General features: G+C 72.2%; 24 protein-coding genes. 12 read left to right on the top strand and 12 right to left on the bottom strand.

Going from position 1 to position 25,186, the window contains the following annotated elements; all coding sequences use genetic code 11:
• Positions 1-41 precede the first annotated feature (41 nt).
• The 4 genes from Srubr_RS20570 to Srubr_RS40915 all read left to right on the top strand — a co-directional run bounded on the left by Srubr_RS20570 (position 42) and on the right by Srubr_RS40915 (position 7,070).
• Positions 42-1,187: an ROK family glucokinase gene (locus tag Srubr_RS20570; protein WP_189990482.1), complete on the top strand. Its 1,146-nt coding sequence runs from the start codon at positions 42-44 to the stop codon at positions 1,185-1,187.
• Positions 1,184-1,765, top strand: coding sequence for a sugar kinase (locus tag Srubr_RS20565; protein ID WP_189990484.1), 582 nt, complete (start codon positions 1,184-1,186; stop codon positions 1,763-1,765). Before Srubr_RS20570 ends, Srubr_RS20565 begins: the two co-directional genes overlap by 4 nt.
• A 95-nt stretch (positions 1,766-1,860) precedes the next feature.
• Entirely contained in the window at positions 1,861-4,746 is a 2,886-nt protein-coding gene (locus Srubr_RS20560) for a DEAD/DEAH box helicase (protein WP_189990486.1), read from the top strand.
• Positions 4,743-7,070, top strand: a complete 2,328-nt coding sequence (locus tag Srubr_RS40915) for an SWIM zinc finger family protein (protein ID WP_229926458.1) — start codon at positions 4,743-4,745, stop codon at positions 7,068-7,070. The genes Srubr_RS20560 and Srubr_RS40915 overlap by 4 nt, the downstream gene beginning before the upstream one ends.
• Before the next feature lie 120 nt (positions 7,071-7,190).
• Here Srubr_RS40915 and Srubr_RS20550 read toward each other — a convergent pair whose 3' ends face one another.
• Positions 7,191-8,153 (bottom strand): ScbA/BarX family gamma-butyrolactone biosynthesis protein, encoded by a 963-nt coding sequence (locus tag Srubr_RS20550; protein WP_229926459.1) that lies wholly within the window; start codon positions 8,151-8,153, stop codon positions 7,191-7,193.
• A gap of 583 nt (positions 8,154-8,736) precedes the next feature.
• Between Srubr_RS20550 and Srubr_RS20545 the strand changes: the two genes are divergently transcribed.
• The 3 genes from Srubr_RS20545 (at position 8,737) to Srubr_RS20535 (ending at position 11,053) form a co-directional block, all read left to right on the top strand.
• Entirely contained in the window at positions 8,737-9,456 is a 720-nt protein-coding gene (locus Srubr_RS20545; RefSeq protein WP_189990487.1) for an HAD family hydrolase, read from the top strand.
• Positions 9,453-10,226, top strand: a complete 774-nt coding sequence (locus Srubr_RS20540) for a glucose 1-dehydrogenase (RefSeq protein ID WP_229926460.1) — start codon at positions 9,453-9,455, stop codon at positions 10,224-10,226. The genes Srubr_RS20545 and Srubr_RS20540 overlap by 4 nt, the downstream gene beginning before the upstream one ends.
• A 155-nt stretch (positions 10,227-10,381) precedes the next feature.
• Positions 10,382-11,053, top strand: a complete 672-nt coding sequence (locus Srubr_RS20535; RefSeq protein WP_189990489.1) for a ScbR family autoregulator-binding transcription factor — start codon at positions 10,382-10,384, stop codon at positions 11,051-11,053.
• Between the two features lie 139 nt (positions 11,054-11,192).
• On the opposite strand, the gene Srubr_RS20530 is transcribed toward Srubr_RS20535, so the two are convergent.
• Positions 11,193-11,798 carry a TetR/AcrR family transcriptional regulator gene (locus Srubr_RS20530; RefSeq protein WP_189990491.1) on the bottom strand — a complete coding sequence of 202 codons (606 nt, stop codon included), beginning with the start codon at positions 11,796-11,798 and terminating at the stop codon, positions 11,193-11,195.
• A gap of 405 nt (positions 11,799-12,203) precedes the next feature.
• Here Srubr_RS20530 and Srubr_RS20525 point away from each other — a divergent pair, with 405 nt between their 5' ends.
• Positions 12,204-12,947 (top strand): class I SAM-dependent methyltransferase, encoded by a 744-nt coding sequence (locus Srubr_RS20525; protein WP_189990493.1) that lies wholly within the window; start codon positions 12,204-12,206, stop codon positions 12,945-12,947.
• A 117-nt stretch (positions 12,948-13,064) separates the two neighbouring features.
• On the opposite strand, the gene Srubr_RS20520 is transcribed toward Srubr_RS20525, so the two are convergent.
• The gene (locus Srubr_RS20520) at positions 13,065-14,339 is read right to left on the bottom strand and encodes a glycoside hydrolase family 6 protein (protein ID WP_189990495.1); all 1,275 of its coding nucleotides are present in this window, start codon (positions 14,337-14,339) and stop codon (positions 13,065-13,067) included.
• A gap of 47 nt (positions 14,340-14,386) precedes the next feature.
• Entirely contained in the window at positions 14,387-15,352 is a 966-nt protein-coding gene (locus tag Srubr_RS20515) for a glycoside hydrolase family 6 protein (protein WP_189990497.1), read from the bottom strand.
• A gap of 362 nt (positions 15,353-15,714) precedes the next feature.
• Between Srubr_RS20515 and Srubr_RS20510 the strand changes: the two genes are divergently transcribed.
• Entirely contained in the window at positions 15,715-16,728 is a 1,014-nt protein-coding gene (locus Srubr_RS20510; protein ID WP_189990498.1) for a LacI family DNA-binding transcriptional regulator, read from the top strand.
• A gap of 27 nt (positions 16,729-16,755) precedes the next feature.
• Here the strand turns inward: Srubr_RS20510 and Srubr_RS20505 are convergent, their stop codons facing one another.
• The 3 genes from Srubr_RS20505 to Srubr_RS20495 all read right to left on the bottom strand — a co-directional run bounded on the left by Srubr_RS20505 (position 16,756) and on the right by Srubr_RS20495 (position 19,252).
• The gene (locus tag Srubr_RS20505; protein ID WP_189990500.1) at positions 16,756-18,390 is read right to left on the bottom strand and encodes a glycoside hydrolase family 43 protein; all 1,635 of its coding nucleotides are present in this window, start codon (positions 18,388-18,390) and stop codon (positions 16,756-16,758) included.
• Positions 18,391-18,698: 308 nt separating this feature from the next.
• On the bottom strand, positions 18,699-18,908 hold the full coding sequence (locus Srubr_RS20500) for a hypothetical protein (protein ID WP_189990501.1): 210 nt from the start codon (positions 18,906-18,908) through the stop codon (positions 18,699-18,701).
• Complete coding sequence (locus tag Srubr_RS20495) at positions 18,905-19,252, bottom strand: ATP-binding protein (RefSeq protein WP_373313360.1); 348 nt, start codon at positions 19,250-19,252, stop codon at positions 18,905-18,907. Before Srubr_RS20495 ends, Srubr_RS20500 begins: the two co-directional genes overlap by 4 nt.
• 218 nt (positions 19,253-19,470) lie before the next feature.
• Here Srubr_RS20495 and Srubr_RS20490 point away from each other — a divergent pair, with 218 nt between their 5' ends.
• From Srubr_RS20490 to Srubr_RS20480, 3 genes are all read left to right on the top strand, one after another.
• Positions 19,471-19,713, top strand: coding sequence for a hypothetical protein (locus Srubr_RS20490; protein ID WP_229926461.1), 243 nt, complete (start codon positions 19,471-19,473; stop codon positions 19,711-19,713).
• Positions 19,714-19,767: 54 nt separating this feature from the next.
• A complete protein-coding gene (locus Srubr_RS20485; protein ID WP_189990505.1) occupies positions 19,768-20,277 on the top strand; it encodes a hypothetical protein in 510 nt (169 codons plus the stop codon).
• 363 nt (positions 20,278-20,640) lie between these two features.
• Positions 20,641-20,799, top strand: coding sequence for a hypothetical protein (locus Srubr_RS20480; protein ID WP_189990923.1), 159 nt, complete (start codon positions 20,641-20,643; stop codon positions 20,797-20,799).
• 12 nt (positions 20,800-20,811) lie between these two features.
• Here the strand turns inward: Srubr_RS20480 and ccsB are convergent, their stop codons facing one another.
• The 5 genes from ccsB to Srubr_RS20460 form a co-directional block, all read right to left on the bottom strand.
• Complete coding sequence (ccsB, locus tag Srubr_RS20475; RefSeq protein WP_189990507.1) at positions 20,812-21,924, bottom strand: c-type cytochrome biogenesis protein CcsB; 1,113 nt, start codon at positions 21,922-21,924, stop codon at positions 20,812-20,814.
• Complete coding sequence (locus Srubr_RS41705; RefSeq protein ID WP_308439880.1) at positions 21,921-22,124, bottom strand: hypothetical protein; 204 nt, start codon at positions 22,122-22,124, stop codon at positions 21,921-21,923. Before Srubr_RS41705 ends, ccsB begins: the two co-directional genes overlap by 4 nt.
• Positions 22,125-22,394 (bottom strand): cytochrome c biogenesis protein ResB, encoded by a 270-nt coding sequence (locus tag Srubr_RS42075; RefSeq protein ID WP_373319229.1) that lies wholly within the window; start codon positions 22,392-22,394, stop codon positions 22,125-22,127.
• 275 nt (positions 22,395-22,669) lie between these two features.
• Positions 22,670-24,034, bottom strand: a complete 1,365-nt coding sequence (locus Srubr_RS20465) for an NAD(P)/FAD-dependent oxidoreductase (protein WP_189990510.1) — start codon at positions 24,032-24,034, stop codon at positions 22,670-22,672.
• 172 nt (positions 24,035-24,206) lie between these two features.
• Positions 24,207-25,169: a dihydrodipicolinate reductase gene (locus Srubr_RS20460; protein ID WP_229926462.1), complete on the bottom strand. Its 963-nt coding sequence runs from the start codon at positions 25,167-25,169 to the stop codon at positions 24,207-24,209.
• Between the last annotated feature and the right edge of the window lie 17 nt (positions 25,170-25,186).

Raw genomic sequence — 25,186 nt, 5'->3', positions numbered from 1 at the left:
GCACGGCACCCGGCGTGAGCGTGCGGCAGAATCGACCAACGATGAGCACCTACCGCGACCTCGCCGCCCCCATCGGCTCCCGCCGAGCCCCCGTCCTGCGCACCGTCGGCACCAGGGAGCGCCGGTCCCACCTGACCGCCCCCCGCGTGCCCACGGTCGGTATCGACATCGGCGGCACCAAGGTCATGGCGGGCGTCGTCGACGCCGACGGCAACATCCTGGAGAAGCTCCGCACGGAGACCCCGGACAAGTCCAAGAGCCCGAAGGTCGTCGAGGACACCATCGTCGAACTGGTCCTGGACCTCTCCGACCGGCACGACGTGCACGCGGTCGGCATCGGCGCCGCCGGCTGGGTCGACGCCGACCGCAACCGCGTCCTGTTCGCCCCCCACCTGTCCTGGCGCAACGAACCGCTGCGCGACCGCCTCGCCAGCAGGCTGTCCGTGCCGGTCCTGGTGGACAACGACGCCAACACCGCCGCCTGGGCGGAGTGGCGCTTCGGCGCCGGCCACGGCGAGGACCACCTCGTGATGATCACCCTCGGCACCGGCATCGGCGGCGCCATCCTGGAGGACGGCCAGGTCAAGCGCGGCAAGTTCGGCGTCGCCGGGGAATTCGGCCACATGCAGGTCGTGCCCGGCGGCCACCGCTGCCCGTGCGGCAACCGCGGCTGCTGGGAGCAGTACAGCTCCGGCAACGCGCTCGTCCGCGAGGCGAAGGAGCTGGCCGCCGCCGACTCCCCGGTGGCCTACGGCATCATCGAGCACGTCAAGGGCAACATCGACGACATCACCGGCCCGATGATCACCGAGCTGGCCCGCGAGGGCGACGCGATGTGCGTGGAACTGCTCCAGGACATCGGCCAGTGGCTCGGCGTCGGCATCGCCAACCTGGCGGCGGCCCTGGACCCGTCCTGCTTTGTCATCGGCGGCGGCGTCTCGGCCGCCGACGACCTGCTCATCGGCCCGGCCCGGGACGCCTTCAAGCGCCACCTCACCGGGCGCGGCTACCGCCCCGAGGCCCGCATCACCCGCGCCCAGCTCGGCCCCGAGGCGGGCATGGTGGGCGCCGCCGACCTGGCCCGGCTGGTCGCCCGCCGGTTCCGCCGGGCCAAGCGGCGCCGGGTGGAGCGCTACGAGCGTTACGAGCGCTACGCCCAGGCCCGCCGCGACCGGGACACCGCATGACGCCCTCGCTGCCCCACCAGGCCGGTCCGCCGACCCGGCCGGACCAGCCCGCCGAGGCCCCCCGGCACAAGGCCCGGCGCCGGGCCCTCACCCTGCTGATCATCGTCCTGCTCATCGGCGTACCGGCCGGCTATCTGGTGATCTCCGCCAACCAGAGCCGCGACAGCGGCAAGGACAAGGAGGCCAAGTACTCCGCGACCGGCCTCACCGCGGGCTGGCCGTCCAAGGTGCAACGCCGCCTCTACCAGGTGTCCGTCCCGCACCCCGCCGAGGACGTCGCCTACTACGAGACGAACAACTGGAAGACCAGCCGCCTCTACGTCCAGTTCCGCACCAACCCCGCCGGCCTCGACAGCTTCCTGGGGGCCATGGGCGTACGCCGGGAGCAGCTGCGGAAGGGCGAGATCACCATCGGCGAGCGCGACCGCGAGGTCAGCGGCTGGACCTTCGGCGGGCGCGGCCCCTGGTGGGGACTGACCCACGCGCAGAAGAACCCCGCGCCCACCCAGGACGTGGTCGTCGACCTGTCCGACCCCCGGAACCCCATGGTGTTCGTCGTCTCCCGCACAGTCCCCTGACCAGGACCCCGACCGGCTCCGCAGCCGATTGTCAGACCCCGCCCGTAGAGTCGAGGACGACTGGTGCGACGCATGGGCGGGAGGTGGCAGGACGGATGACGAGCGAAGCGGCCGCGGTGGCCGAGCGCACGGAGGGTTCCCGGGAGACGCGGGCCGGGCACCCGGCCTGGGCGCGCCTCGCGTGCGTCTATCTGCCCGCACCCCTGCCCCGCGACGGCCGCCTCGCCTTCTGGGACCCCGCGGGCGACCCGCTGCCCCAGGCCCCCGCGGGCGACCCGCTGCCCGAGGCCCCCGCGGGCACGACCGAGGAGCTGACGGTCGTCCGCCGGCACGGCGCCGGAGCGCGCCGCCACCGGGTGCCCGCGCTGACCCTGCCGCTCGCCCGGGCCCTGCCGCTGCTGGTCCGCGCCCGGCGCGACCCGGCCGCCCACCCGGCCACCGCCTGCTGGGGCGCCGCCGCCCTGCACGCGCTGCGGCTCGTCGCCCGCGGCCGGCTGCTGCCCGGCCTGACCCCGGCCGGCCACGACGCCTGGCGGGCCGGCCCGCTGGACCCCGACGACCTCGCCCACCTGCGGGCGATCGCCGCCGCCCTGCCCCCCGAGGGCCACGCCGTGCCCCTCCCCGGACCCGGCGCGCTGCGGCTGCCCGAGCCCGAGGCCCTGGTCCGCTCCTTCCTCGACGCGGTCGCCGACACCCTGCCGCGCACCCCCGCCGCCCCCCACGCCTCCGGCCGGCCCTTCGCCGCCCGGGCACCCCAGAGCCTGCCCGCCGCCCAGGAGTGGGCGGCCGAGGTCGCCGCCGGGATGGACGCGGGCGTCCGCGTCTCGCTGCGCCTGGACCTGTCGGCGTACGACGTCTTCGACACCGGCACGAGCGAGGGCGCCCGTGCCGCCGGCGCCGCCGTCGTGCAGGTCCACAGCCTCGCCGACCCCACGCTGGTGGCCGACGCGGCGGCCCTGTGGGCCGGGGAGGCCGACCCGGCGTTCGGGCCCCGCGCGCGCGTGGACGCCGCCCTCGCCGTCCGGCGCGCCGCCCGGGTGTGGCCGCCGCTGGACCGCCTCGCCGAGCAGGACGTGCCCGACGTCCTCGCCCTGTCCGAGGAGGAGCTGAGCGACCTGCTCGGCGTAGCGGCGAGCCGGCTGGCCGCCGCCGGGGTCGCCGTGCACTGGCCCCGGGACCTCGCCCGCGACCTGACCGCCACCGCCGTGATCCGCCCCGCCCCCGGCTCCGCCACCGACGGCACCGGCTTCTTCGACAGCGCCGAGCTGCTCGGCTTCCGCTGGCAGCTGGCGCTCGGCGGCGAACCCCTCAGCGAGGCCGAGATGGACGCCCTCGCCGAGGCCCACCGCCCGGTCGTACGGCTCCGGGACCGCTGGGTGCTGGTCGACCCCGCGCTGGTCCGCAAGGCCCGCAAACGGGAACTGGGCCTGCTCGACCCGGTCGACGCGCTGTCCGTCGCCCTCACCGGCACCGCCGAGGTGGACGGCGAGACCGTCGAGGCCGTCCCCGTCGGCGCGCTGGCCGCCCTGCGCGACCGGCTCACCGCCGGCCTGCGCCCCGCCACCCCACCCCCCGGCCTGGACGCCACCCTGCGCGACTACCAGCTGCGCGGGCTGGCCTGGCTCGACCTGATGACGTCCCTCGGCCTCGGCGGCTGCCTCGCCGACGACATGGGCCTCGGCAAGACCGTCACCCTCATCGCCCTGCACCTGAAACGGGCCCGCACCGAACCGACCCTCGTCGTCTGCCCCGCCTCCCTCCTCGGCAACTGGCAGCGGGAGATCACCCGGTTCGCGCCCGGCGTCCCGGTCCGCCGCTTCCACGGCCAGGACCGCACCCTGGACGGCGTCGCCGGCGGCTTCGTCCTCACCACCTACGGCACGATGCGCTCCGCCGCCGCCCACCTCGCCGCACAGCCCTGGGGCATGGTCGTCGCCGACGAGGCGCAGCACGTGAAGAACCCGTACTCGGCCACCGCCAAGGCGCTGCGCACCATCCCGGCCCCCGCGCGCGTGGCGCTCACCGGCACCCCGGTGGAGAACAACCTCTCCGAACTGTGGGCCCTGCTCGACTGGACCACCCCCGGACTGCTCGGCCCGCTGAAGTCCTTCCGCGCCCGGCACGCCCGCGCGGTGGAGAGCGGCGAGGACACGGAGGCGGCCGAGCGCCTGTCCCGGCTGGTCCGGCCCTTCCTCCTGCGCCGCAAGAAGTCGGACCCGGGCATCGTGCCGGAGCTGCCGCCCAAGACCGAGACGGACCACCCGGTGCCGCTCACCCGGGAACAGGCCGCGCTGTACGAGGCGGTGGTGCGCGAATCGATGCTGGCCATCGAGACCGCCGAGGGCATGGCACGGCGGGGCCTGGTGCTCAAGCTGCTGGGCGCGCTCAAGCAGATCTGCGACCACCCGGCGCTGTATCTGAAGGAGCGGCCGGACCCCGAGCGGCTGGCCGCCCGCTCCGGCAAGCTCGCCCTGCTCGACGAACTGCTGGACACCCTCCTCGCCGAGGACGACTCGGCACTCGTCTTCACCCAGTACGTCGGCATGGCCCGGCTGCTCACCGCCCATCTGTCCGCCCGCGCGATCCCCGTCGACCTGCTGCACGGCGGCACACCGGTCGCGGAGCGCGAGCGCATGGTCGACCGCTTCCAGAGCGGCGAGACCCCGGTCCTCGTGCTGTCCCTGAAGGCCGCCGGCACCGGCCTGAACCTCACCCGCGCGGGCCATGTCGTCCACTTCGACCGCTGGTGGAACCCGGCGGTCGAGGAACAGGCCACCGACCGCGCCTACCGCATCGGCCAGACCCAGCCCGTCCAGGTCCACCGCCTGGTCACCGAGGGCACGGTGGAGGACCGCATCGCCGAGATGCTCGCCGCCAAGCGTGCCCTGGCCGACGCCGTCCTCGGCTCCGGGGAGGCGGCCCTGACCGAGCTGACGGACCGCGAACTGTCCGACCTCGTCTCCTTGCGGAGGACGCCATGACGCCCCCCGGCCGCCCCCACCCCGCCGACGCGGCCCGCCGCGCCCTGCGGGAGGCCCGCGAACGGGCGCACACCGAAGGGGAGCGCACGGCGCCGGGTTCGGTGGAGGCGGAGGACACGGTGCAGGAGGAGCATGCGGGGACGGCTTCGCCGGACACCGGACTCGAGAGCGCCGCCCCCTCTGTGCCTACGGACGCACCGGACGGTGGCGACCGGGTACGGGGAGCCGAACCGGACGGTGCCGGTGCGCGTACCGGAGGTGCCGTCGGCCGGCGTCCCGGTGATGTCGCCCGGGAGGCGCTGCGGGCGGCGCGCCGGGAAGCGGCGCGCGCGGAGGCGGAGGCCGCGGAGGCCGCCGGGTCGCGGCGCGAGCGACGGGTGACCGGGCCGGCCCGGTCCGTCGCGTCGCACACCTCGTCCGGCTCCGGGCGTGAGGAGGGGACCGCCCGGGCCAAGGCCGTACAGGACATGCGGCATTACCTGGCGACCGCCTTCCGCATGCCTTCGTGGACCGACACCCCCGACGAAGCCCCGGAGGACATCCCTCCCGCCACCACCCGGCCCACAGAGCCGGCCCCGGAGCCAACGGAGACCGGCCGTACGGCGGAGAGGGGCCGTGCGGTGGGGGCGGGCCGTTCGGCCGAAGCTGGTCGTCCGGTGGGAACTGGCTTTGCGGCCGAAGGCGGCCGCTCGGCGGATGCTGGCCGATCGGCGGAAGACGGCCGTCCAGCGGAGACTGACCGTTCGGCGGGGACCGGCCTTGCGGCGGGAGCCGGCCGTTCGGCGGATGCTGGTCGCTCGGTGGGAACCGGCCGTCCGGCGGAAGCCGGCCCCTCGGCCGGAACTGGCCTTGCGGCAGGAGTCGGCCCTTCGGCGGAAGCTGGTCGCTCGACGGAATCCGGCCGCTCCACGGAATCCGGCCGCTCGGCGGAATCCGGCCGCTCGGCGGAGACGGACCGTCCTGCGGAGGTGGGCCGTCCCACGGAGACCGACCGTTCCACGGAGACCGGTCAGATGGTGGGCGCGGTGGTGCGGTCGCAGTTCGGGGCCGGGACCATGGGGACTCCCCACCGCGACGGTGAACTCCGCCGTACCTTCCCGGCGTTCCCCTCCCGGGAGGGTGGCGGCGCCGGGGAACCGTTCGCCGGGACCTGGTGGGGCAACGCCTGGGTCGGTGCGCTGGAGCGGGGCGCGCTGGACGCCAAGCGGCTGGCGCGCGGCCGGGGTTACGCCGACCAGGGCCAGGTGGACGCCATCACCGTCACACCGGGACTGGTGCTGGCGTACGTACGGGGCAGCCGGCCCCGGCCGTACCGGGCGCAGGTGCGGGTGCGGACCCTGGAGGACGCGGACTGGGAGCGGTTCCTGGACGCCGCCGCCGACCGGCCGGGGCACATCGCGGCGCTGCTCGACAAGGAGCTGCCCGAGTCGCTGGCCGACTGCGGTGTGCCGCTGCTGCCCGGCCCGGGCGACCTCGTTCCGCGCTGTAGCTGCCCCGATTCCGGTCACCCGTGCAAGCACGCCGCCGCCCTGTGCTACCAGACGGCCCGTCTGCTCGACGCCGATCCCTTCGTCCTCCTCCTGCTGCGCGGCCGCGGCGAGAAAGAGCTGCTCGACGCGCTGTCCCGGCGCAGTGCGGCCCGCGCGGCCCGCGCCGCGAGCGAACGGCAGCCGCGGACCCTGCCGGGCGTCCGGGCCGCCGATGTCCTGGCGCCCCGGCAGCTTCCTCCCCTTCCACCGCCGTTGCCGGTGCCGCCGCACGCCGAGCAGCCCCCTGTGTACCCCTCGGCGCCCGGCGGCCCGGACCCCTTCGCGCTGGACCAGCTGGCGACCGACGCCGCCGCTCGTGCCCACGCGCTGCTCGCCACCGGAAACGACCCGGTCGGTGAACTGTCCTTGTGGCAGGACGCGGTGCGCCTGGCCGCGGCACGTCCCGGTTCCGGGCTGACCGCGGCCACCCGCACGCTGTACGCCTCGCTCGCCGAGGCCACCGGCCGTACGCCGGCCGATCTCGCGCGGGCCGTCGCGGCCTGGCGGCAGGGCGGGGAGGCGGGGCTGGCCGTACTGGAGGAGCCGTGGGACCCGCCGGCCGGCCGTTTCGACCGGGCCCGCCCGCTGCTGCTCGCCGCCGACCTGCCGGCGTTCCGCCCCTGGCGCAACCGCCTCACCCATCCGCGCGGCCATGTCCAACTGCGGCTGGGCCGCGACGGACTGTGGTACGCCTACGAGTCGGAGCCCGGCCGGGAGGACTGGTGGCCCCGCGGCACCCCGGACTCCGACCCGGTAGGCGCCTTGACCGGCCTCGCCCTACCCGACGACTTCTGACCGCCCGCACCGAGCCGGCCGCTCCGGTGCGCCGACCGCCCCGTGACTCCGGTGCCCGGGACGTCGTAGTCGGGCCCTCGACGGGACCGGACGCCGTGCGGGACCGGGTGGTGTACGGGGTCAGGCCGTGGCCGGGTGTGTCGTCACCGCGCACTCGAAGGCGAGCGCGTCGTGCTGCTCGACGGTCACGCGGACGCGGCCGTCGGCGGCGGTCTCGGCCGCGACCCAAGCGGGGGCGTCCAGCTCCGCGTACCGGTGGAAGGCCGCGTCCAGGCCCGTGGCGAGGACCGGCTCCGGACCGAGGTGGTGCTGGGCCGCCTGGCGGGCCGCCTCCAGCAGCAGCATGCCGGGGGCATGGTCGTTCGGGTGGTCGAAGATGATCGGGTGCAGGGTGTTCACCCGCAGCTGCCAGCGGCCGTCGGCGGCGCGGGGCGAGAGCACCACGTCGTGCGGGCGGTCCCGGCCGACGAGCCCGGGCTGGAGCGACGGCGGCAGTTCGACGGCCGCCGCCATGGCCTGCTCGGCGTCCGCGTAGGCCCCGCGCAGCCGCTGGTACAGCGCCCTGCTGTGCGAACTGAACGAGGTCGACGCCGTGCCGAGGCGCTGCCCCTCGCGGGTGGCGGTCACCTCCATCCGCATCCCGCGCAGTACACCGGCCCGCCGCTCGACGTCCGAGCAGCGGATGCTCAGTTCCACGTCGGCCGGGGTGAGCCCGGCGCGCAGCGCCGCCGGGTCCAGGGCGACGTGGAGGTCACGCCATATCTGCTTGTGGTCCATGGGCGCGCCGAAGACCGCGTGGGACAGCAGCGGCACCGTCTGCCGCAGTGTCTCGCTGAACAGCAGCGGGTCGTGGAAGCCCTCGGCGGGTCCGTAGAAGGTGTGGGCGCGCGGCCACTGGGCCGTGACCGTGCAGGTGTCCGCGTCCGTCTGGCGCCAGCCGGTGAGGAAGACTTCGGTGACCACCGAGCGGTGGACGTACTCCTTGGGGACGGTTGTCGTCAATGTGGTCAGTCCGACGGGTGTGGTGGGCAGGGCGGCCTGGAAATCCGTGATCATACTGTCGATGGGCGCAAACGTGGTCATCTTGCCTCTCCCCCTGGGCAGTCGAGGACGGAGTGCTGCCGGAACGCAGGTCAAGCCGTGAACCGGGTCGGATGGAGCGCGGATTGAGCTGAGTGCTGTGCGACGGGCGCCACTGTACGGACTGACCGGTTTTCTTTCCAGCCTTCCCCGTCCGTCCCGGCCGGTGGCCGCCGGGCGTGTCCGGGCGGGCGTGAGCGCGTCGGACAACGCGCCGCCGAACCCGGCGGACGAGGGCGGACGCCCCTGTGCGCACGTGCTGTCCCAGCGGTCAACTCTGCACGCTCCCTCGGGAATTGCAGCTGATCCCGGACAACCGCACACGGCCGTCCGGCCCGCTCCGCGCGCCCGTGCGGGCGTCCGGAAACCGGGTCCGGCCAGCCTACTCGCGGCCGGTCGCGGGTGACCCACCGGTGTGACGATCAGGGCACTGTGCGTGGACACCTGATCCCGGGACCCGAGACGCCCGAACATGATCCATGGACTATCGACGGCACCCCGTGTGAAGATCTCAACCGGTCGTCAGGTTTACTCGATTCGCTGTCCACGCGAAGCGCCGGCGGATCGCGGGAGGAGAGATGAATCCATGACCGAGCAGCTCGAAAAGCTCCGCATGGTCGCGCTCAACATCGACGGAGTCCTGCTGAACGACACGTTCAGCCCCGTCATCCACCACTTCGTCACGAGCCGGGGCGGCACCTACTCCGCCGACCTGGAGCGCCGGATCTTCTCCCAGCCGCAGGCGGTCGCGGGCAAGATCCTCGCGGAGGTGTGCGGCATGCGGACCTCCCCGATGGAGACGATCGCGGTCTACTTCGAGGACCGGGCGCGCTACCTCGCGGACCACCCGGTCCGCGTCCTCGACGGCGCGGCGGAACTGCTGCGCAGAATACGCGCCCTGGGGCTGCGGACCGTCTGCTACGGCGGACTCGACGCCTCCCACTTCGACCGCTACCTGGGCCACCTGACCGACCTGTTCGACGAACCCCGGTACGTGTGCACCAACGACATCCGTCCCGGCCTGTACGAGATCGCCGTCGACTTCGCCGGACTCGCCTGCGACGAGGTGCTGTTCGTGGACGACGTGGCCCGCGTCGCCGAGGCGGCCCGCGAGCTGGGCGCCCCGTTCATCGGGCACCCCAGCGACTTCGAGCACGGCTACCAGCGGCAGCTCATGGCGGAGAGCGGCGCGCGCCACGTCGTCGGCTCCCTCGACGAGATCGACGACGCGCTGCTGCGCACGATCGACGCGGAGGCGCGGGCCGGCACCCTCTGGGCCGGCGCGCCCGGAAAGGCGGTGGCGTGACACCGGAAGGCGGACTGCTCGCCGGCAAGGTCCTGTTGGTCACCGGGGCGAGCAGCGGCATCGGCGCGGCGGCGGCCCGGGTGGGCGCGCGCAACGGCGCCTCGCTGGTACTGATGGCCCGCCGGCTGCACCGACTGGAGGAGCTGGCGGCCGAGTTGCGGGACAAGGGCACCGAAGTGGCCTGCGCCGGCGGCGATGTGACCAGCGCCGAGGACGTGGAACGAGCGGTACGGCTCGCCGTCGACCGGTACGGCAGGCTCGACGCGGCGTTCAACAACGCCGGTACGACGACCGAACCGGCGCTGCTGCACGAGACGGACGACGCCGACTACGACGCGGTGCTCGACGTGAACGTCCGTGGCGTCTGGCTCTGCATGAAACACGAGATCAGGGCCATGCTCGCGAACGGGACGGGCGGCGCGATCGTCAACAACAGCAGCATCGCAGGGGTCCGCGCGACCTCGCAGGGGGCGCCCTACGTGGCCGCCAAGCATGCCGTGCTCGGCCTGACCAAGTCGGCCGCGGCCCAGTACGCGGGGCACGGCATCCGGGTGAACGCGCTGGCCACCGGACTGACCCGGTCGGAGATGTCCGAGGGCGTCTTCGCTCGTGACCCGGCGGCCGAGGAACGCATGCGCCGCCGCAATCCGCAGGGGAGAGTGGCCGATCCGGAGGAGGTGGCCCAGGTCGCGGTGTGGCTCTGCAGCGACCAGGCCAGCTTCGTCACCGGTGCCACCATGGCGGTGGACGGCGGCGCCGGAGCCTGGTGAGTCCCGGCGTTCGGCCACGGGCGGCCCGGCTCGGCAGATTGGTAAAGTACCAATCATCTGGTTTCTTTTGTCTCCCGGCCCGCACCCGCGGGCCGGGATCAGGCATCCGCGTCAGCTCGGAGGGGGTGGCGTGGCGCGGACGAGAGGACGAACACATGGCACAGCAGTTGCGCGCGATCCGAACCCGTGGCGCGATCCTGAACGCGGCGGCGGAGGTCTTCGCGCAGCACGGCTACCACGGTGCCAGCATCGCGCAGATTCTCGACAAGGCCCAGGTCACACGAGGGGCCCTGTACTTCCACTTCGCTTCCAAGGAGCAGTTGGTCCAGGGCATCTTCGCCGAGCAGGTGACGGAACAGGGGTATCCGCCGCGCACCTACAAGCTCCAGGAACTCGTCGACGAGGCCATGGCACTGGCCTGTCGGCTGCCGCAGGAGATCATGCTGCGGGCCGGCGCCAAGCTGGCGATGGAGCCGCAGCTCCAGGAACTGACCGAGGGCGGCCCCTGGGAGGCGTGGGCGCTGCGGTTCGCCTCCATGGCGTTCGCGGCCAAGGAGCACGGTGAGGTCTATCCGCACGTGGTGCCCGAGGAACTGGGCCGCTTCCTGGTCAGCTCCTGGGTCGGCGCCCAGATAGTGTCGGAGGTGACGTCCGGGTGGCAGGACCTGGAAGAGCGCATCTCCTCCATCTTCGCCTACACGCTGCCCAGCGTCGCGATGCCCGCGATCTTCGCGCAGCTCGACTTCGGACCGGACCGCGGGACCCGGGTGCTCGCCGAGATGCGGGCGGCGGACGCCGCGGCGCTGGTGGCGGAACCGGCGAGCTGATCTCACGGGGCCGGACTGGTACGGGCTTCCGTACCGGGTGAGCGGGAACTCCCGCGCCGGTCGCCATCGGCGTGGACGTCCACCCGATGACGACCGGCTGTCGTTCCGCCCCCGGGCCGCGACCAGTGCCCCCCCTGCATCAAGAAGATGTCGGCGTGAGCGGGTCGGAGAAGGCCGGCGAGGCCAGCGCGGGGAGCAGCAGTTCCCAGACGTCGGTCAGCCAGGCCTCCCGGTCGCGGTTCGCGGGAACCGCCTCCTGATGGAGCGCGAGGGCCAGCGCCAGCTCCACGACGGACTCCACGTCGGCGCCGGGCAGCAGGCTCCCTTCCTCCCGCGCGCGCAGCACCGTCTGCCGGAGCACCGCGCGCCAGGCGAGCCGGCAGTCCATGGCCGCTCCCGAGGACGGTCCTCGCTCCCGGGCCAGCCTGAGGCCGGCCCGGGTCAGCGGGTCGGTCGCGAGCCGGTCGGCCAGTCCGCGCACCATGGCGCCCAGCGCCCGCAGGGCCGGGACCCCGGGGTCGTCCAGGGCCTTCAGCTCGGTGCGGGAGCGCTCGCACGACACGTACTGCACGGCGTCCGCGAGCGCCGACTTGCTGCTGAAGTGGAACGAGAGCGCGCCCTTGCTCACCGCCGCTCGGTCGCTGATCGTCGCCAGCGTGGTGCCCTCGTAGCCGTCGCGGTCGAAGGTCTGGGCCGCGGCCAGCAGCAGGGCGTTGCGGGTCTCTTCGGCCCTCACTTGCCTCATGCGGCGGACCCGTTTCGCAGCATATCCACCGTAACTCCGTTCAATGATCACTTGCTGACGGTCAGTCGTAACAGGACGGATCTCCATCTTGCCGCCGCATCCTGGCATGCCCATGGTGCAGAGCGTCGACGGCGCGTCGACCGTCATGTGCCCCGCCTCTTCCGGTAAAAGCGCAGTTCATATGGGTTTTCCGAGTGCGTGCGGCCTTCTGGGGCCTTGATTTTCCGACGATGAAACTCGTCTTGTAAACCGAACCCCCGGTTTGTATTGTGCCTGAACTCCATCTTTCGCGCGCCCATTTGGCCGGGTTCTGAGATGAGGGCCCTCGCTGTGTTGTGATCCGCGGGGCGGGTCGCGCCGGAAAATCGCGGGCTTCGGCCCGGGTGGTCGTCGTACCGTCGGCACATGCTCGATGAGGACGGGTACTTCGGGGAGTCCGTCGCCGCGTCGTACGACGAGTCGTCGGCGGAGATGTTCGATCCGCGGGTCGTGGAGCCCGCCGTGGATCTGTTGGCGGAACTGGCCGGGGACGGCGGGCGGGCGCTGGAGTTCGGGGTCGGGACCGGGCGGATCGCCCTGCCGCTCGCGGCGCGTGGTGTCGACGTGCACGGCATCGACATGTCCCGGGCGATGGTCGGCCGGCTGCGGGCCAAACCCGGCGGGGACGGGATCGGTGTCACCATCGGGGACTTCGCGACCGCGCGGGCCGAGGGGACCTTTTCGGTCGCCTACCTCGTCTACAACACGATCATGAACCTGACCTCGCAGGACGCCCAGGTGGACTGCTTCCGCAACGCCGCCCGCCATCTGGAGCCCGGCGGCTGTTTCGTCGTGGAGGTGGGCGTGCCCGACCTGCGGCGGCTGCCGCCGGGGCAGAACGCCGTGCCGTTCCGGGTGGGCGAGGGGCGGCTCGGGTTCGATCTGTACGACGTGGCCGGCCAGTTCGTCAGCTCGCACCACGTGACCGTCCGCGACGGCCGGGGCGAATACCAGGCGTTCCCGTTCCGCTACGTCTGGCCCGCCGAGCTGGACCTCATGGCCCGGCTGGCCGGGATGCGGCTGCGGGCGCGGTGGGACGGGTGGACGCGGGAGCCGTTCACCGGCGAGAGCCGGCAGCACGTGTCCGTGTGGGAGAAGGCCGCGGACTGAGGCGGCCGGTGCCCCAGCGTCGTGGGAGCACGGAACCGGCAGGCAGGGACCGGGCGGCGTACCCGCTCGGTCCCTGCCCGACACGGGGGAGCCCCGGCATCCCGGCCGGGGCTCCGCTCAGTGGTTGAAGGTCAGGCGCGGTACCGCGTTGCGGGCCAGGGCGTGCGCCTGGTCGGGCCACCAGGCGCCGGCGGGCGGGTCGACGATGCCGTACTCGGGGTCGATCGTGCCGCCGGTGCCGCGCGTGCAGCTGCCGTCGGACTCGCCGGGGACCTTGACCCACAGGTAGGCGTCCACGAGCGGGACGCCGGTGTCGGCGGTGGGGCGCGGGCCGAGGCCACGGCCGGGCGCGTTGCACCAGGGCTCCGGGTCGCCGCTGTACTTGCCCGGCTCCGGCGTCCAGGCACCGCGGCCGTTGCGGCTGGTGTCGATGACGAAGTGGCTCAGCGCGCCGGCCGGTGGCGTGCCCGCGTTCTGGTCGTACCAGGCGTCGGTCCACCGCCAGGTGGCGGGGTCGGCGGAGGAGACGCTGTTGCCGGGGGTGCCGTCGTTCGGCGCGGCGGACGAGTAGTACTGGCTGGCGCACCAGTCGGCGTGGCCGCGAGCCCACTCGGGGCCCTCGGTGGCGAACCACATGCACTTGGCCACCCAGGTGCCGTACCGGGCGTTGTGGTCGGTGGGGTGCATGTTGGACACGTTCAGCGAGAAGCCGTCGCCCTGGCGGACCCCGGCGTCCAGCAGCCGCTGGGCGATGTCGCCGACGGCCCGCCACTGGACGTTGCCGGCGTCCAGGTAGACGGCGGTACGCGGCCCGGCCTTCAGGGTCCTGACGGCGTAGGCGAGGTCGGCGACGCGCAGGGCCGTGAGTTCGCCGGTCGGGTCGGTGGCCGGTCCGCAGTCCTTCGGGAGCAGGGCCAGGCCGTCGGGTTCCACGACGACCACCGCGTCACGGTCGCCGATGCCGGCGGCGAAGGCGTCGATCCACTGCCGGTAGGCGGCGGAGGAGGCGGCCCCGCCGCTGGAGTACTGGGAGCAGTCCCGGCCCGGGACGTTGTACGCGACCAGCACGGGGGTCCGGTGCGCGGCGCCGGCCCGGCGGACCAGTGCGTCCACCTTGCCCCGCACCTCTTCGGGCGTGCCCTCGGTGAACCACGTGGCCTGCGGCCAGCTGGCGACCTTGGCCATGTTCGCGGCGTTCGTCAGGTCGCCGTTGCGCAGGTCCACGAGGGCCTGCTCGGCGGCCTTGCCGTGCGGGTCCGCGTAGAACCTGGTCGCCGGGGTGAGTTCGCCCGGTGCCGGTGCCGCCTCCGCCCGTGTGGCGGTGAGCGCCGCGCAGGCGGCGAGCGCGGCGAGGACGGTGGCCGTGCCGCGTCTCAGGCTGCGTGCTGTCATGAACTGCTCCTGGTGGATGGGTGGATGGAGGAGGCGCACGGACCGGATCAGTAGCCGTAGATCATCTTGTAGGCCACCTCGGGGAGGAACTGCCCGGCCGAGGAGCCGGTTCCGACACCGCAGTTGCCGTCGGACTCGCCCGGGACCTTGATCCACAGGAGCATCTCCGCGCCTCCGCCCAGCCGGGTCGGGGTGCCGGTGCGGCGGCCCGCGGGGTTGCACCACTGGCCGTTGGAGCCGTTGCCGTTGCGGCTGGTGTCCACGACGAACGGCTTCGTATAGCCGTAGCGGCGGCTCAGTTCGCTGTTGACGGCGTTGCCGTAGGCGGTGTTCTCGGCCGTGGTGAAGTAGTTGGAGATGTTGAGCGAGAAGCCGTGGGCCTGGCGGAGGCCGGCGTCGTTGAGGCGCTGGGCCATGGTCGCCGCGCTCGCCCAGCCCGGGTTGCCGGCGTCCAGGTAGACCCAGGTGTTGGGGGCCTGGCGGCTGAACTGGGCGAGGGCGCCGGTGAGCATGGACTGGCGCTCGGCGATCTGCGCCTGCGTCATGCATCCGTAGTCCCCGAGGGAGTCCGGTTCGAGGAGCACGACGGCCGGGCGGCCGGCGATGCCGCCGGCGAACTGGGAGATCCAGGTCGCGTACGCGGACGCCGAGGAGGCCCCGCCGGCGGAGTGCCCGCCGCAGTAGTCGCGGTTGTAGATGTTGTAGGCGACGAGGAGGGGCAGCTTGTCCTGGGCGTCCGCGGCCCCCGCGTACGCCCCCGTGGCGGTGCCGATGCTGCCGCTCCAGGAGCCGAACCAGCGGGCCGTCGGCGTGTTCGCGATCGCGGAGTCGATCGCGGCGGCCCGGCCGTCACCGGAGTTGGCGGCGACCCACCGTTTCGCGCTGGAGTCGGGGTCCGTGTAGAACCCGCTGGTCATGGTGGTCGGGTCGGCCGCGTGGGCGGACGGGGCGACGGCGAGTGCCAGCGGCAGAGCGAACAGGCCTGCCACCAGGGCGCGGATTCTGCGGCGCATGGACGGTACCTCGGTTTCCTGGCAGGGACGCGCGCACGCCCTCGTCCCGGGCGTGCGACGCGCTGAGGAAGTGCGGTGGTACGACACCCTGCTGGGAGCGCTCCCACTGGAAGCGGTCCCATAGCGCCGTACGGCCTGCGGGGTGTGGTGGGTAATCGTGTGGCGGGCCGCCGGAGCTGTCAAGAGCCGCTGCACACAGCGCAGTTCACAGCCGTACCCGGCCCTTCACGAGACGTGTCGCAGGCTCTAGAGTCCTGTGCGTACCAGGCTCCGAAGGCGGGGAACTGGAAGCGTTTCCAGTTCCGTTCGCCGCTCCCGGCCCCCGGGCCGGAGGCCCCTCCGCAGCGAAAGGCTCACAGTCGATGGCACAGGGTGCGCCGCGTCGGCAGCCGACGCTGGACGAGGTGGCCGAACACGCCGGTGTCTCGCGCTCCGTGGCCTCCCGGGCGCTCAACAACGCCCCGCACGTCAGCCGCGCCAAACGCGAGGCGGTCGAACGGGCCGTCCGGCAACTCGGTTACGTACCCAACCCGACAGCGCGCGCCCTGGCGACCCGGCAGACGGGAGCCGCCGCCCTGGTCGTCTCGGGAGAGGACCCGTCGATCTTCGCGGACCCGTTCTTCGCCCAGGTGATCGTCGGGGCCTCGGCCGCCCTGGAGGAGGCCGACCTGCACCTGATGCTGTGCCTGGCCGCGTCCGAGCGGGGCCGGAAGCGGGTGGCGGAACTCCTGCGGGGCAAGGGCGCCGACGGCGTCATGCTGATGGCGCTGCGCGAGGACGACCCGCTGGCCGAGGCGGCCGAGCAGGCCGAGATGCCCGTCGTGTTCGGCGGCCGCCCGGTCGGCTCCACGCCCCGCTGGTACGTGGACGCCGACAACACCGGCGGGGCCCGCGAGGCGACCGAGTACCTCCTCTCCCGCGGCTGCCGGCGCGTAGCCACGATCTGCGGGCGGCTGGACACCGAGGCCGGGCGCGCCCGGTACCGCGGCTACCGGGACGCCATGCTGGGCGCCGGTGTCGTCCCCTTGCCGGCCCAGGAGGCCGACTTCACCGAGGCCGGCGGGGCCGCCGCCATGGCGGCGCTGCTGGCCGGACACGGGGACGTCGACGGGGTGTTCGCGGCCAACGACAACATGGCGGTGGGGGCGCTGCGCACGCTGCGCGAGGCGGGCCGGGCGGTCCCCGCCGAGGTGGCGGTGGTCGGCTTCGACGACCTCGCCGCGGCGCGGGTCGCCGATCCGCCCCTCACCACCGTCCATCAGCCCGTCACGGCGCTCGGCCGGGAGATGGCGCGCATGCTCGTCGCGGTCGTGGGCGGGCAGGACCCCACCCCGCTGATCCTGCCCACCCGCCTGGTGGTCCGCGCGAGCGCCTGACGGCCCCTGCCCGCCGCCGGGGCCCGGTCAGGGCGTGGACAGCTCGAACCGCGTGACGCGGACCGCGCCGCCGAGCGCCTGCGTGGCGTGGTTGAAGAGGGCGAACCGGTAGCCCATGAAGAACCGCCAGTCGTTGCCCATCGTGAAGTCCGGCCCGAGGCGGGTGAAGTTCGTGCCGTTGGTGCTGTAGGAGAAGGTGCCGGGGCGTGCCGCGCCGGGACGGATGTCGGCGCTCGCGCGCAGCCAGATCCGGCTTCCGGAGACGGGCGCGCTCGCCAGTTCGGTGCCGGTGCCGGTGGTGTTCCAGTTGGTGTCCATGGTCAGTCCGCCGACCATGGCGATCCGGGTGACCCCGCCGTCGCGCTTGAGGCCGATCCACGCGGAGGAGTCACGCAGCAGCGCCAGTCCGGCCCGGTCGCCGTCCCGCATCGCGGAGTGGTCGAGCTGGACCGTGGCCGTGGAGGTGGGGCCCTGGACGCGGTGGGTGAGGGTGTTGCGGGCCCAGTAGAGGTCGTTGGTGACGGTCGCCGTCCGCAGGGTGAGGCCGTTGCCGGCCGACCACTTGGTGTTGTCCGGGTTGTGGTTCCACTCCCATCTCGGGGAGAGGGTGGTGTTGTTGAAGGTGTCGACCCCGGTCATCGGGGTGACGGGGCGGGGCGGAGCGGGCACGGCCGGACTGGGATAGGTGGTGCCCCAGGCGCCGTTCACCAGTTGTACGACGGGCCAGCCGTCCGATGTCCAGGTGACCGGCGCCAGCGCGGGCATCCGGCCGCCGGGGTAGGCGTCGACGAAGGCCAGGTAGTACCAGGCGCCGTTCTGGGTCTGCACCAGCCCGCCCTGGTGCGGGACGCCACCGCCGGGGATCGGACCGCGCAGGTCGAGGAGGACCTGTCGCATGGTGTACGGGCCGAAGGGGCCGCTGGACGACTTCAGGATGTACTGACCGTTCGCGGGACGGGTCAGGAAGATGTAGTACTGGCCGTTGATCTTGTAGAAGCGCGAGCCCTCTAGGGTGCCGACGCTCGACGGCGTGGTGAACACCTGCTGCGTACGGACCTGGGTGCGGCCGTCGGCCGACAACTGGGCCACGTTGATGGTGGTGTTCCCGTACGCCACGTACAGGGTGTCGTCGGTGTCGACGAGCAGCCCCGCGTCGTAGTAGGCCGTGCCGATCGTCGTGAGCCGGCTCCACGGCCCCTCGGCGGCGGTGGCCGTGTAGACGTACGTCTTGGCGAAGTCGATCTGGCCGAGCCAGTAGAAGGTCCTGTTGCCCGGCCGGTAGGCCAGCGACGACGCCCAGATCCCGCGGACGTAGCCGCGGGCGCCGTTCAGGTCGTACTTGGCGCCGAAGTCCAGGACGGGCACCGAGTGGCCGGCGATCTCCCAGTTCACCAGGTCGTACGAGCGCAGCACGGGCGCGCCCGGCGAGTAGTGCATGGTCGAGGCCGAGGCGTAGTAGGTGTCACCGACGCGGATGACGTCGATGTCCGCGAAGTCCTGCCAGATCACCGGGTTCGTGTAGGTGGCGGCGGAGGAGGCGGAGGTGGCGGCGGCGTCGGGGGCCACCCCGCCCAGCGGGAGGACGGCACCGGCGGCCAGACCGGTGGCGGCCGTCAACGCGCTGCGACGGGACAGTGGTTGGTGCGGCCATGACGGAACCATGGGCGTACTCCTTGCGGCTCGGCCGTTGCGGGGGGCGTTACCTGGAGGTGCCTTGCGTGGAGCAGGTTCGGTACGTTCGGTATTGCGAACGCCGGTCGACTTACCGGCAGCCTGGATGATCGGGGGGCGGTGGACCCCCGTCAATCCCTCTCGCAGGATTCGCTCGGGGCGGCGAAACATTCACACCCGGCCGCTGCTCCGGGTAGCCGCAAGCCGCGGTGAACGTGTCTCACGGGATTGAGGAGAGGGCCGGCGGTTCATGACGCGACGGAGCCCCGGCCGGCGCCCATCGCCGGCCGGGACTTCCGTCATCCGGCGTTCCGCTCGCGCGGCCGCTCCTCCCGAGCCTTGATCACTCGTAGCCGGTGCGGCTGCCGGGGGGAGGCCCACCGGCCCGGCCCGCGCTCCGGCACCCAGGTCGTCCCACCGTAGACGTCCGTGACGATGCCGTGCCGGTCGGTGTCGTCGCCATGGATCAGGTCGCCTACCCACGCGCGTCGCTTCTGCTCGTCGGTCATCCGTGTGCCTTGCGCAGTTCCGCCCAGACCCGTTTCCCCCACGGCAGCGGATCGGTGCCTCGTTCCTCGGCCGGCTCTCCCACCGACGCGAGACCGCGCCCGCCGTCGTCATCGAGGCCCCGCACCTCGCGCTCCGGCCGGGCCTTCGGGAAGTCCACGACGCCGATGCGCGCACGCACCCGGTCGGGGCGGTCCATGACGACCCGGATGGAGTCCCGTCGGGTGTGCTGGACCGCATTGGTCACCGACTCGGAGACGATCAGGGCACCGTCGTCGGCCAAGTCCGACAGGTTCCACACGCTCAATGCCGCGCGGACCAGTTGTCGGGCCCGGGCGGCGCTCACGGGCTCGCGCGGCGAAGTCTCGCCGGGGTGACCCGTACCGCCAGCCCGCGTTGCAGTTTCCGGCATGTCGGTCTGCTCTCTCGGATCGGCCGGGCCCCGGGGCCGGTCGCACGGTCGCCGGGGCGCTGTGCGTACAGGTAACCGGGAGGACGTGATCACGCGGAGGAGCCAATGAGGGGGCCACGGAGGGGCCACACTGGATGCGGAAGGGAGTCGGCATGAGCGGCACCACCGGGCGCCGCCATCATTCGGCGCCCACCTCGCCGGCCTGCGGCGGCGGAGCCAACGAGCCTGAAGAGGCTGCCGAAGAAGCTCGTCGGGTCATCGATGCGTCCGGGGATCTCTCCTCGGAGCGCACGGCGCACCGTGCCCGGACGGTCCTGCGCCGACTACAGGCGTACGAGGACGTACCCGAGGCGCGTGCGGTGCTCGCCGACCACGGGCAGCTGCTGTTCGCCTGAACTCCCGCCGACCCCGCCGCTTTCCGGAGCGGGCGGCGTAAGCATGATGAACGCATGGATTCAGGACTCGCGGCGGTGCTCGGCGCCGGCATCACCGGCTCCGTCGCGTCGCTGGGCGCGTTGCTCACCTACCGGCAGACGAAGGTCCAGCTCAGGAGCAACGCCAAACTGGCGCTGCGGGAACCGCGCCGGAAGGTGTACCGCGACTTCCTGACCGGCAGCCGGGAAGCCGTGCAAGCCGTGCTGGATGTCGTCGACGAGGACACGGGAGAGGCCGCCCTCGGGCCGCTCGGCCTCGCCTTGGACGAGCATTCCCCGGTGCTCATGCGCCTGCTGGCCGAAGTCGACCTGGAAGGGCCGCAGGCGGTGAGCGACGCGGCGAACGAGGTGGTCGAAAAACTCGTCGAACTCCATTCCACCGCCCTCGCCGCGGATCTGTCCGGTCCGGTGGACGACGAGGGGCGGCCTGCCCGTATCGGCGGTGACTTCCTGGCCGAGGTCCGCACGGCGATGAAGGAGTTCGTGGTGGTGGCCCGCGCCGCGCTCGCGACCGATGCCGACTGAGAGCGGAGGCTGGACAGCTCGGCGGGAGGCCGGCCCGCGCGGGGTCCGTCGGTGCGATGCTCAGACGTCTTGCCTGACGTATCTTGCCTACGATGGCGGGCCCGGATCACCCGCCCGCCATCGGACGGCCGTCGAGGTGATCGTCCTGGGCGCCCCCACACCCGCGACGCGGAACCGGCGGGCTGTGGCACGGACCCTCAGCTGAGACCGCACACAGAACTCGGAATCGCCGAAGACGACTCGACTTGTGTGCGTGCGGCGCTCACGTATTCGGCCAGTCGGGTCACGTGGCGCCATGCCGCTTCCTGTGCTTCGAAGTGCCTGACACGGTAGGCCGCGGCGTATTGCACGCGGGCCTGTTCCATGGCGGCTTCCCAGCGGATGCGCTTCTGGCTCCCGGAGGGCCTGTGGTTCGCCAGCCGCTCTCCGGACACCGATGTCGCCCACAAGAACCTGCGGCCGTACGTCGAACGGCTGCGGGACGTCGTCACGGGCGTCGCCCGCGGTGACGTCCCGCGGTAGGGATGGGCCGGTTCAGAAACCGACCGGCTGGAGGGCGCCGAGGCCGACGTCGGCGTAGGAGTGCTTGCCGGAGACGAAGATGTTGACGCCGTAGTAGTTGAAGATCCAGCAGGCGAAGGCGGCCAGGGCCAGGTAGGCGGCCTTGCGGCCCTTCCAGCCGGCGGTGGCGCGGGCGTGCAGGTAGCCGGCGTAGGCGACCCAGGTGATGAAGGACCAGGTCTCCTTGGGGTCCCAGCCCCAGTAGCGGCCCCAGGCGTTGCCCGCCCAGATCGCGCCCGCGATGATGGTGAACGTCCACAGCGGGAAGACGGCGGCGTTGACGCGGTAGGCGAATTTGTCGAGAGAGGCGGCGGAGGGCAGCCGGTCCAGGACGGAGTTGGCGAAGCGCCCGGGGGTGCCGCCGGAGGCGAGCTTGTTCTCGAAGCTGTCCTTGAAGAGGTACAGGACCGTGCCGACGGCGCCGACGTAGAAGACCGCGCCGCAAAAGATGGCGGTGGAGACGTGGATGTACAGCCAGTACGAGTGGAGGGCGGGCACCAGCTGGTCGCTCGCCGTGTAGAGGACCGTGACGGCGAGGCCGAGGTCGAGCAGGACGGTGGTGGCCAGGGGCAGGCCGAGCCAGCGGACGTTCTTCTTCAGCGTGAGCAGGACCAGGTACACGCCGACGGCGACCGTCGTGAGCGTGATGTTGAACTCGTACATGTTGCCCCACGGCGCCCGCTCCACCGACAGGGCACGCGTGAGTACGCCGCCCGCCTCGATGGCGAAGGCGAGGACGGTGAGGGAGACGGCGATGCGTCCGTAGAGGTCGCCCATCTCGGTGCCGCCGTGTGCGCCGGGCCCGTCGGGCACGTCGCGGGAGCCGGCGGCGGAGCGCACCACGACCTGCGGGCGTTCCAGTACGGCGGTGGTGCGGGCCTTCTTCACGGTGGCGGCCGGGCCGGACGCGGCCTTGGCGGCGTCGGCGGTGAGCGCGGCGGCGGTACGGCCGACCTTGCTGCGGCTGCCGAAGAGCCACTCGGCGATGTGCGCGAAGAACGCCAGGGTGTAGACGGCCATCGCGGAGTAGATCAGCGTGTTGCTGACGTTCGCGAGACGCTCGTTGGTCGCGGCGGCGAGATTCACTTCTTCTCAGCCCCTTCGGCAGTGACGGCGTGGGTGTCGGGGGATTCGGGGGTGGCGCGGTTCTCGGGGTTCTCGGACGCGGCGGGCGCCCGGTCGTACAGGGCCTCGGCGAGGTCGCCGAGTTCCGCGGGAACCTTCGCGGACTCGCTGCGGTCGAGGCCGGCGATCTCCATGACGGTCACGCCGTCGGCGCCCCGCACCTAGATGCGGTGGCGCTGGATGAACAGGGAGCCGGCCAGGCCGAAGACGGCGACGACGGCACCGCCGAGCGCCCAGCCGCTGCCGGGCGGCCGCGTGACCTGGAAGGCCGGCCCACTCCTGGACGCCGTCGAGGTGACAGAGCCCGCGCCGCCTGGGAGGTTCATGGTGTCGCCGACCTTGAGCTGCTGCTTGCACAGCTTGCCGTCGGAGCCCTTGAACTCTCTTCCAGGTTCCTCTTGTCGAGCTGGTAGATGCCCTGCGACCGCGATGAGACGGGGGTGCGGAGCCTGTCCCCCCGCTAGCGGTACCAGGAGCCGATTCGGCGGCGTTCTCGCCGTCGACGCAGCCGCCTGCTACGCCTTCCCGTTCGGCCTGCCGAGATCGGGGCTCCCCGCAGCGCTGCCTACTAGGTTGTGTCGTCAAATGTCGGATCCACACAGGGAGTGATGCGAGGGCGACGGCTGCTTCGTAGGACTCGGCGGTCTTGTTGTAACGGATGGCGATCCCACACCACGCCGTCACAGATCAAACGCCACCCAAACCTTCAGGAGCCCCCGCGCCTGCGACGACGGAGCGTCCGCCGGGCCAGCGTCTTGCTGCCGTTGAAGAAGTCGTTGAACCGGTCGAGCCCCCAGACGGCTCGAAGGACGAGCGGCTGCATCAGCAGCGACATCGACGGCGGGTATTTCGAGGCGTCCGACCAGATGCCGGCTAGGTCATCCGGCATCTCACCGTCGACGATGTAGTCGGCGAGCTGGTGGGTCACGTACGGCACCTGGCAGAGGCCGTGGCCGTTGCAGGCCATCGAGTAGAAGACGTTGTCACCCACCTGCCCGGCGATCGACAGCCAGTCCGGGCTGATGCCGATCCAACCGCCCCAGGCCCGCTCGATGGCCACGTCGGACAGCGACGGGAACCGACGGGCCAGATCCTTCCCCATGTCCTGCACGACAATGGGGTCCGGGACCCGGTCCGGGAGCGGATAGGTCTGGCCTCGCTGCGCTTGGCGGACCCCGCAGACGATGGTGTTGCGCTCGGTGAGCCGGTAGTGGGTCATCAACTGGTGCTGGGTGATGATGCCGGACCGACTGGTCCAGCCCAGCTCGGCGAGCCGCTCCGGCGCGATGGGTTCCGACTCGATCTCGATGACATACAGCGGCGTCGCGAGGTTCTTGGGCCAGATGTCCCACTCGCCGCCGTAGACGTTGGTTGCGAGCAGCACCTTGTTGGCCCGCACGGTGCCATGCGGTGTCGTGAGCTCGACGGTGCGGCCTGTCCGCCGGACATCGCTCACCCGCGACTGCTCGAAGACCTTGGCCGACGAGGCGAGCAGCGCGCGACGCACACCACGAGCGAGCTTGCCCGGGTTCAGCATCCCGCCAATGGATTCCCGCATACCGCCCACGAAGCCGGCAGGAAGGCCGAGTTCCTCCCTGCTGCCGACAGTCCCATGCCCACCGTAGGCGCGCAGGATCGCCGCCTGGGTGCGCACCCTGAGCATCATGAGGGGTGAGACCGCACCCCACACCAGGCCGTTTGCCACGTAGTCGCAGTCGATGTCGTGCATCTTGATGAGGTCTTCCACGTAGCGGCCCGCGTGCTCCGCCAGTTTCGCCATGACCGGCATCTTCTTAGGGGACTGGATGCTGAGCATCCGCAGGTCACCGCCCGGCGCCCCGGCGATCTGACCGCCGTTGCGCGAGGCTGAGCCGTAGCCGCAGAACTCGGCCTCCAGCAGGACCACGTCCTGGTCGCGCTCCGCGAGGCGCAGCGCAGCCGCCATGCCGCCCATGCCGCCGCCGATGACGGCGATGTCACAGGTGAGGTCGCCGTCCAGTGCGGGCTGCACGTCGTCCGGTCGGTCGATCCAGCCGGTGAAGTTGCTGTATTTCGTTTTGTCGGTCCTCATACCGCTCCTTCAGGTGGGGGGTTTGTTCTATTTCACGGTTTACGTCAAGACTTGCTCGGCATGCGCCACAAGCCTTCGCTCCGGTCCAGCGGATGAACCGTGACGGGCGTCTCTTCGGCGAGATGTGTGAAGACGGGTGGGCAGGAGGTTTTCCGTCTTGCGTGTCTTCGTCTCAGTCCGGAGAAGTCGTGGCCCCGCGCGAGGCCCGGGCTGCCCGTTGCTCTCCCTTGGCCGTGACCGAGCGGGCCGGGAGGTCTCCCATCGACAGGAGACCGGGACGCGCCTCGACGACCGCGGCGGCGGCGTTGACCGCCGTCGCGATCGTGCTGGGGAAGGAATCGAAGCCCACGGAGGAACGAAGGTCGATGACCTGCTCCTCACCGACGATCCGGTAGTCGTCGCCCGCGGCCACCTCATCGGCCGGCTCGAAGAACCCGAACGTGATCTCCAGGTCGATCACCGGTTCGCCCTTGAGCACGCCCCGGGCGGCATGAGTGACAGCCGTGATCTGTCCCGGTTCGATACGCAGATGGTCCCCGACGCGCGGCGACGTCGTCACGACAGCGGGTTCGACCTCTGGCACGTCCACCGAGTCGAGATCCCACCCGAGCCCTGCCGCGAGCGCCCCGATGGCCTGCTCGAAGCCGTAGTGCCCGACGACCTCGCCCCGGCTGCGAGCCGTCGCGAACTCCTCTGTGGTCAGACCGAGGCCGAACTTCGACAGGATCGCGCCGTAGCGTGACATGTTCGTTCGCCGGCGGATACACACGCTTTCCACGCGCTGGGTCAGTGCAGACAGCAGGAGAGGAAGGGTGTCCATCAGGAGGCCCGGGTTTGCCCCGCTGCCCAGGACGGTCACGCCATGTGCCTTCGCCGTGTCGTCGAGCCTTCGGGCCAGGCCGGGATGGCTCTGCCAGGGATAGGCCAGCTCCTCGCTGACGCTCAGGACGTTGTACGAACGCTCCAGCAGCGGCAGCAGGGTGTCGGCCACCCTGTGCAGACCCGAGGTGGTCGCCACGATCGCGAGGTCGGCGGCGGGCAGGTCGGCCGGGTCGCTCACGATGACGACACCGTTCGCGGCGCCACCAAGTAGCACCCCGAGGTCTTGACCAGCCACACGGGTGTCCTGGTCCACTGCTCCGACGATCTCCA

The organism is Streptomyces rubradiris (genome assembly GCF_016860525.1).
In the GTDB taxonomy this organism is placed as follows: Bacteria; Actinomycetota; Actinomycetes; order Streptomycetales; family Streptomycetaceae; genus Streptomyces; species Streptomyces rubradiris.
This window is presented reverse-complemented; position numbering and strand designations above follow the sequence as displayed.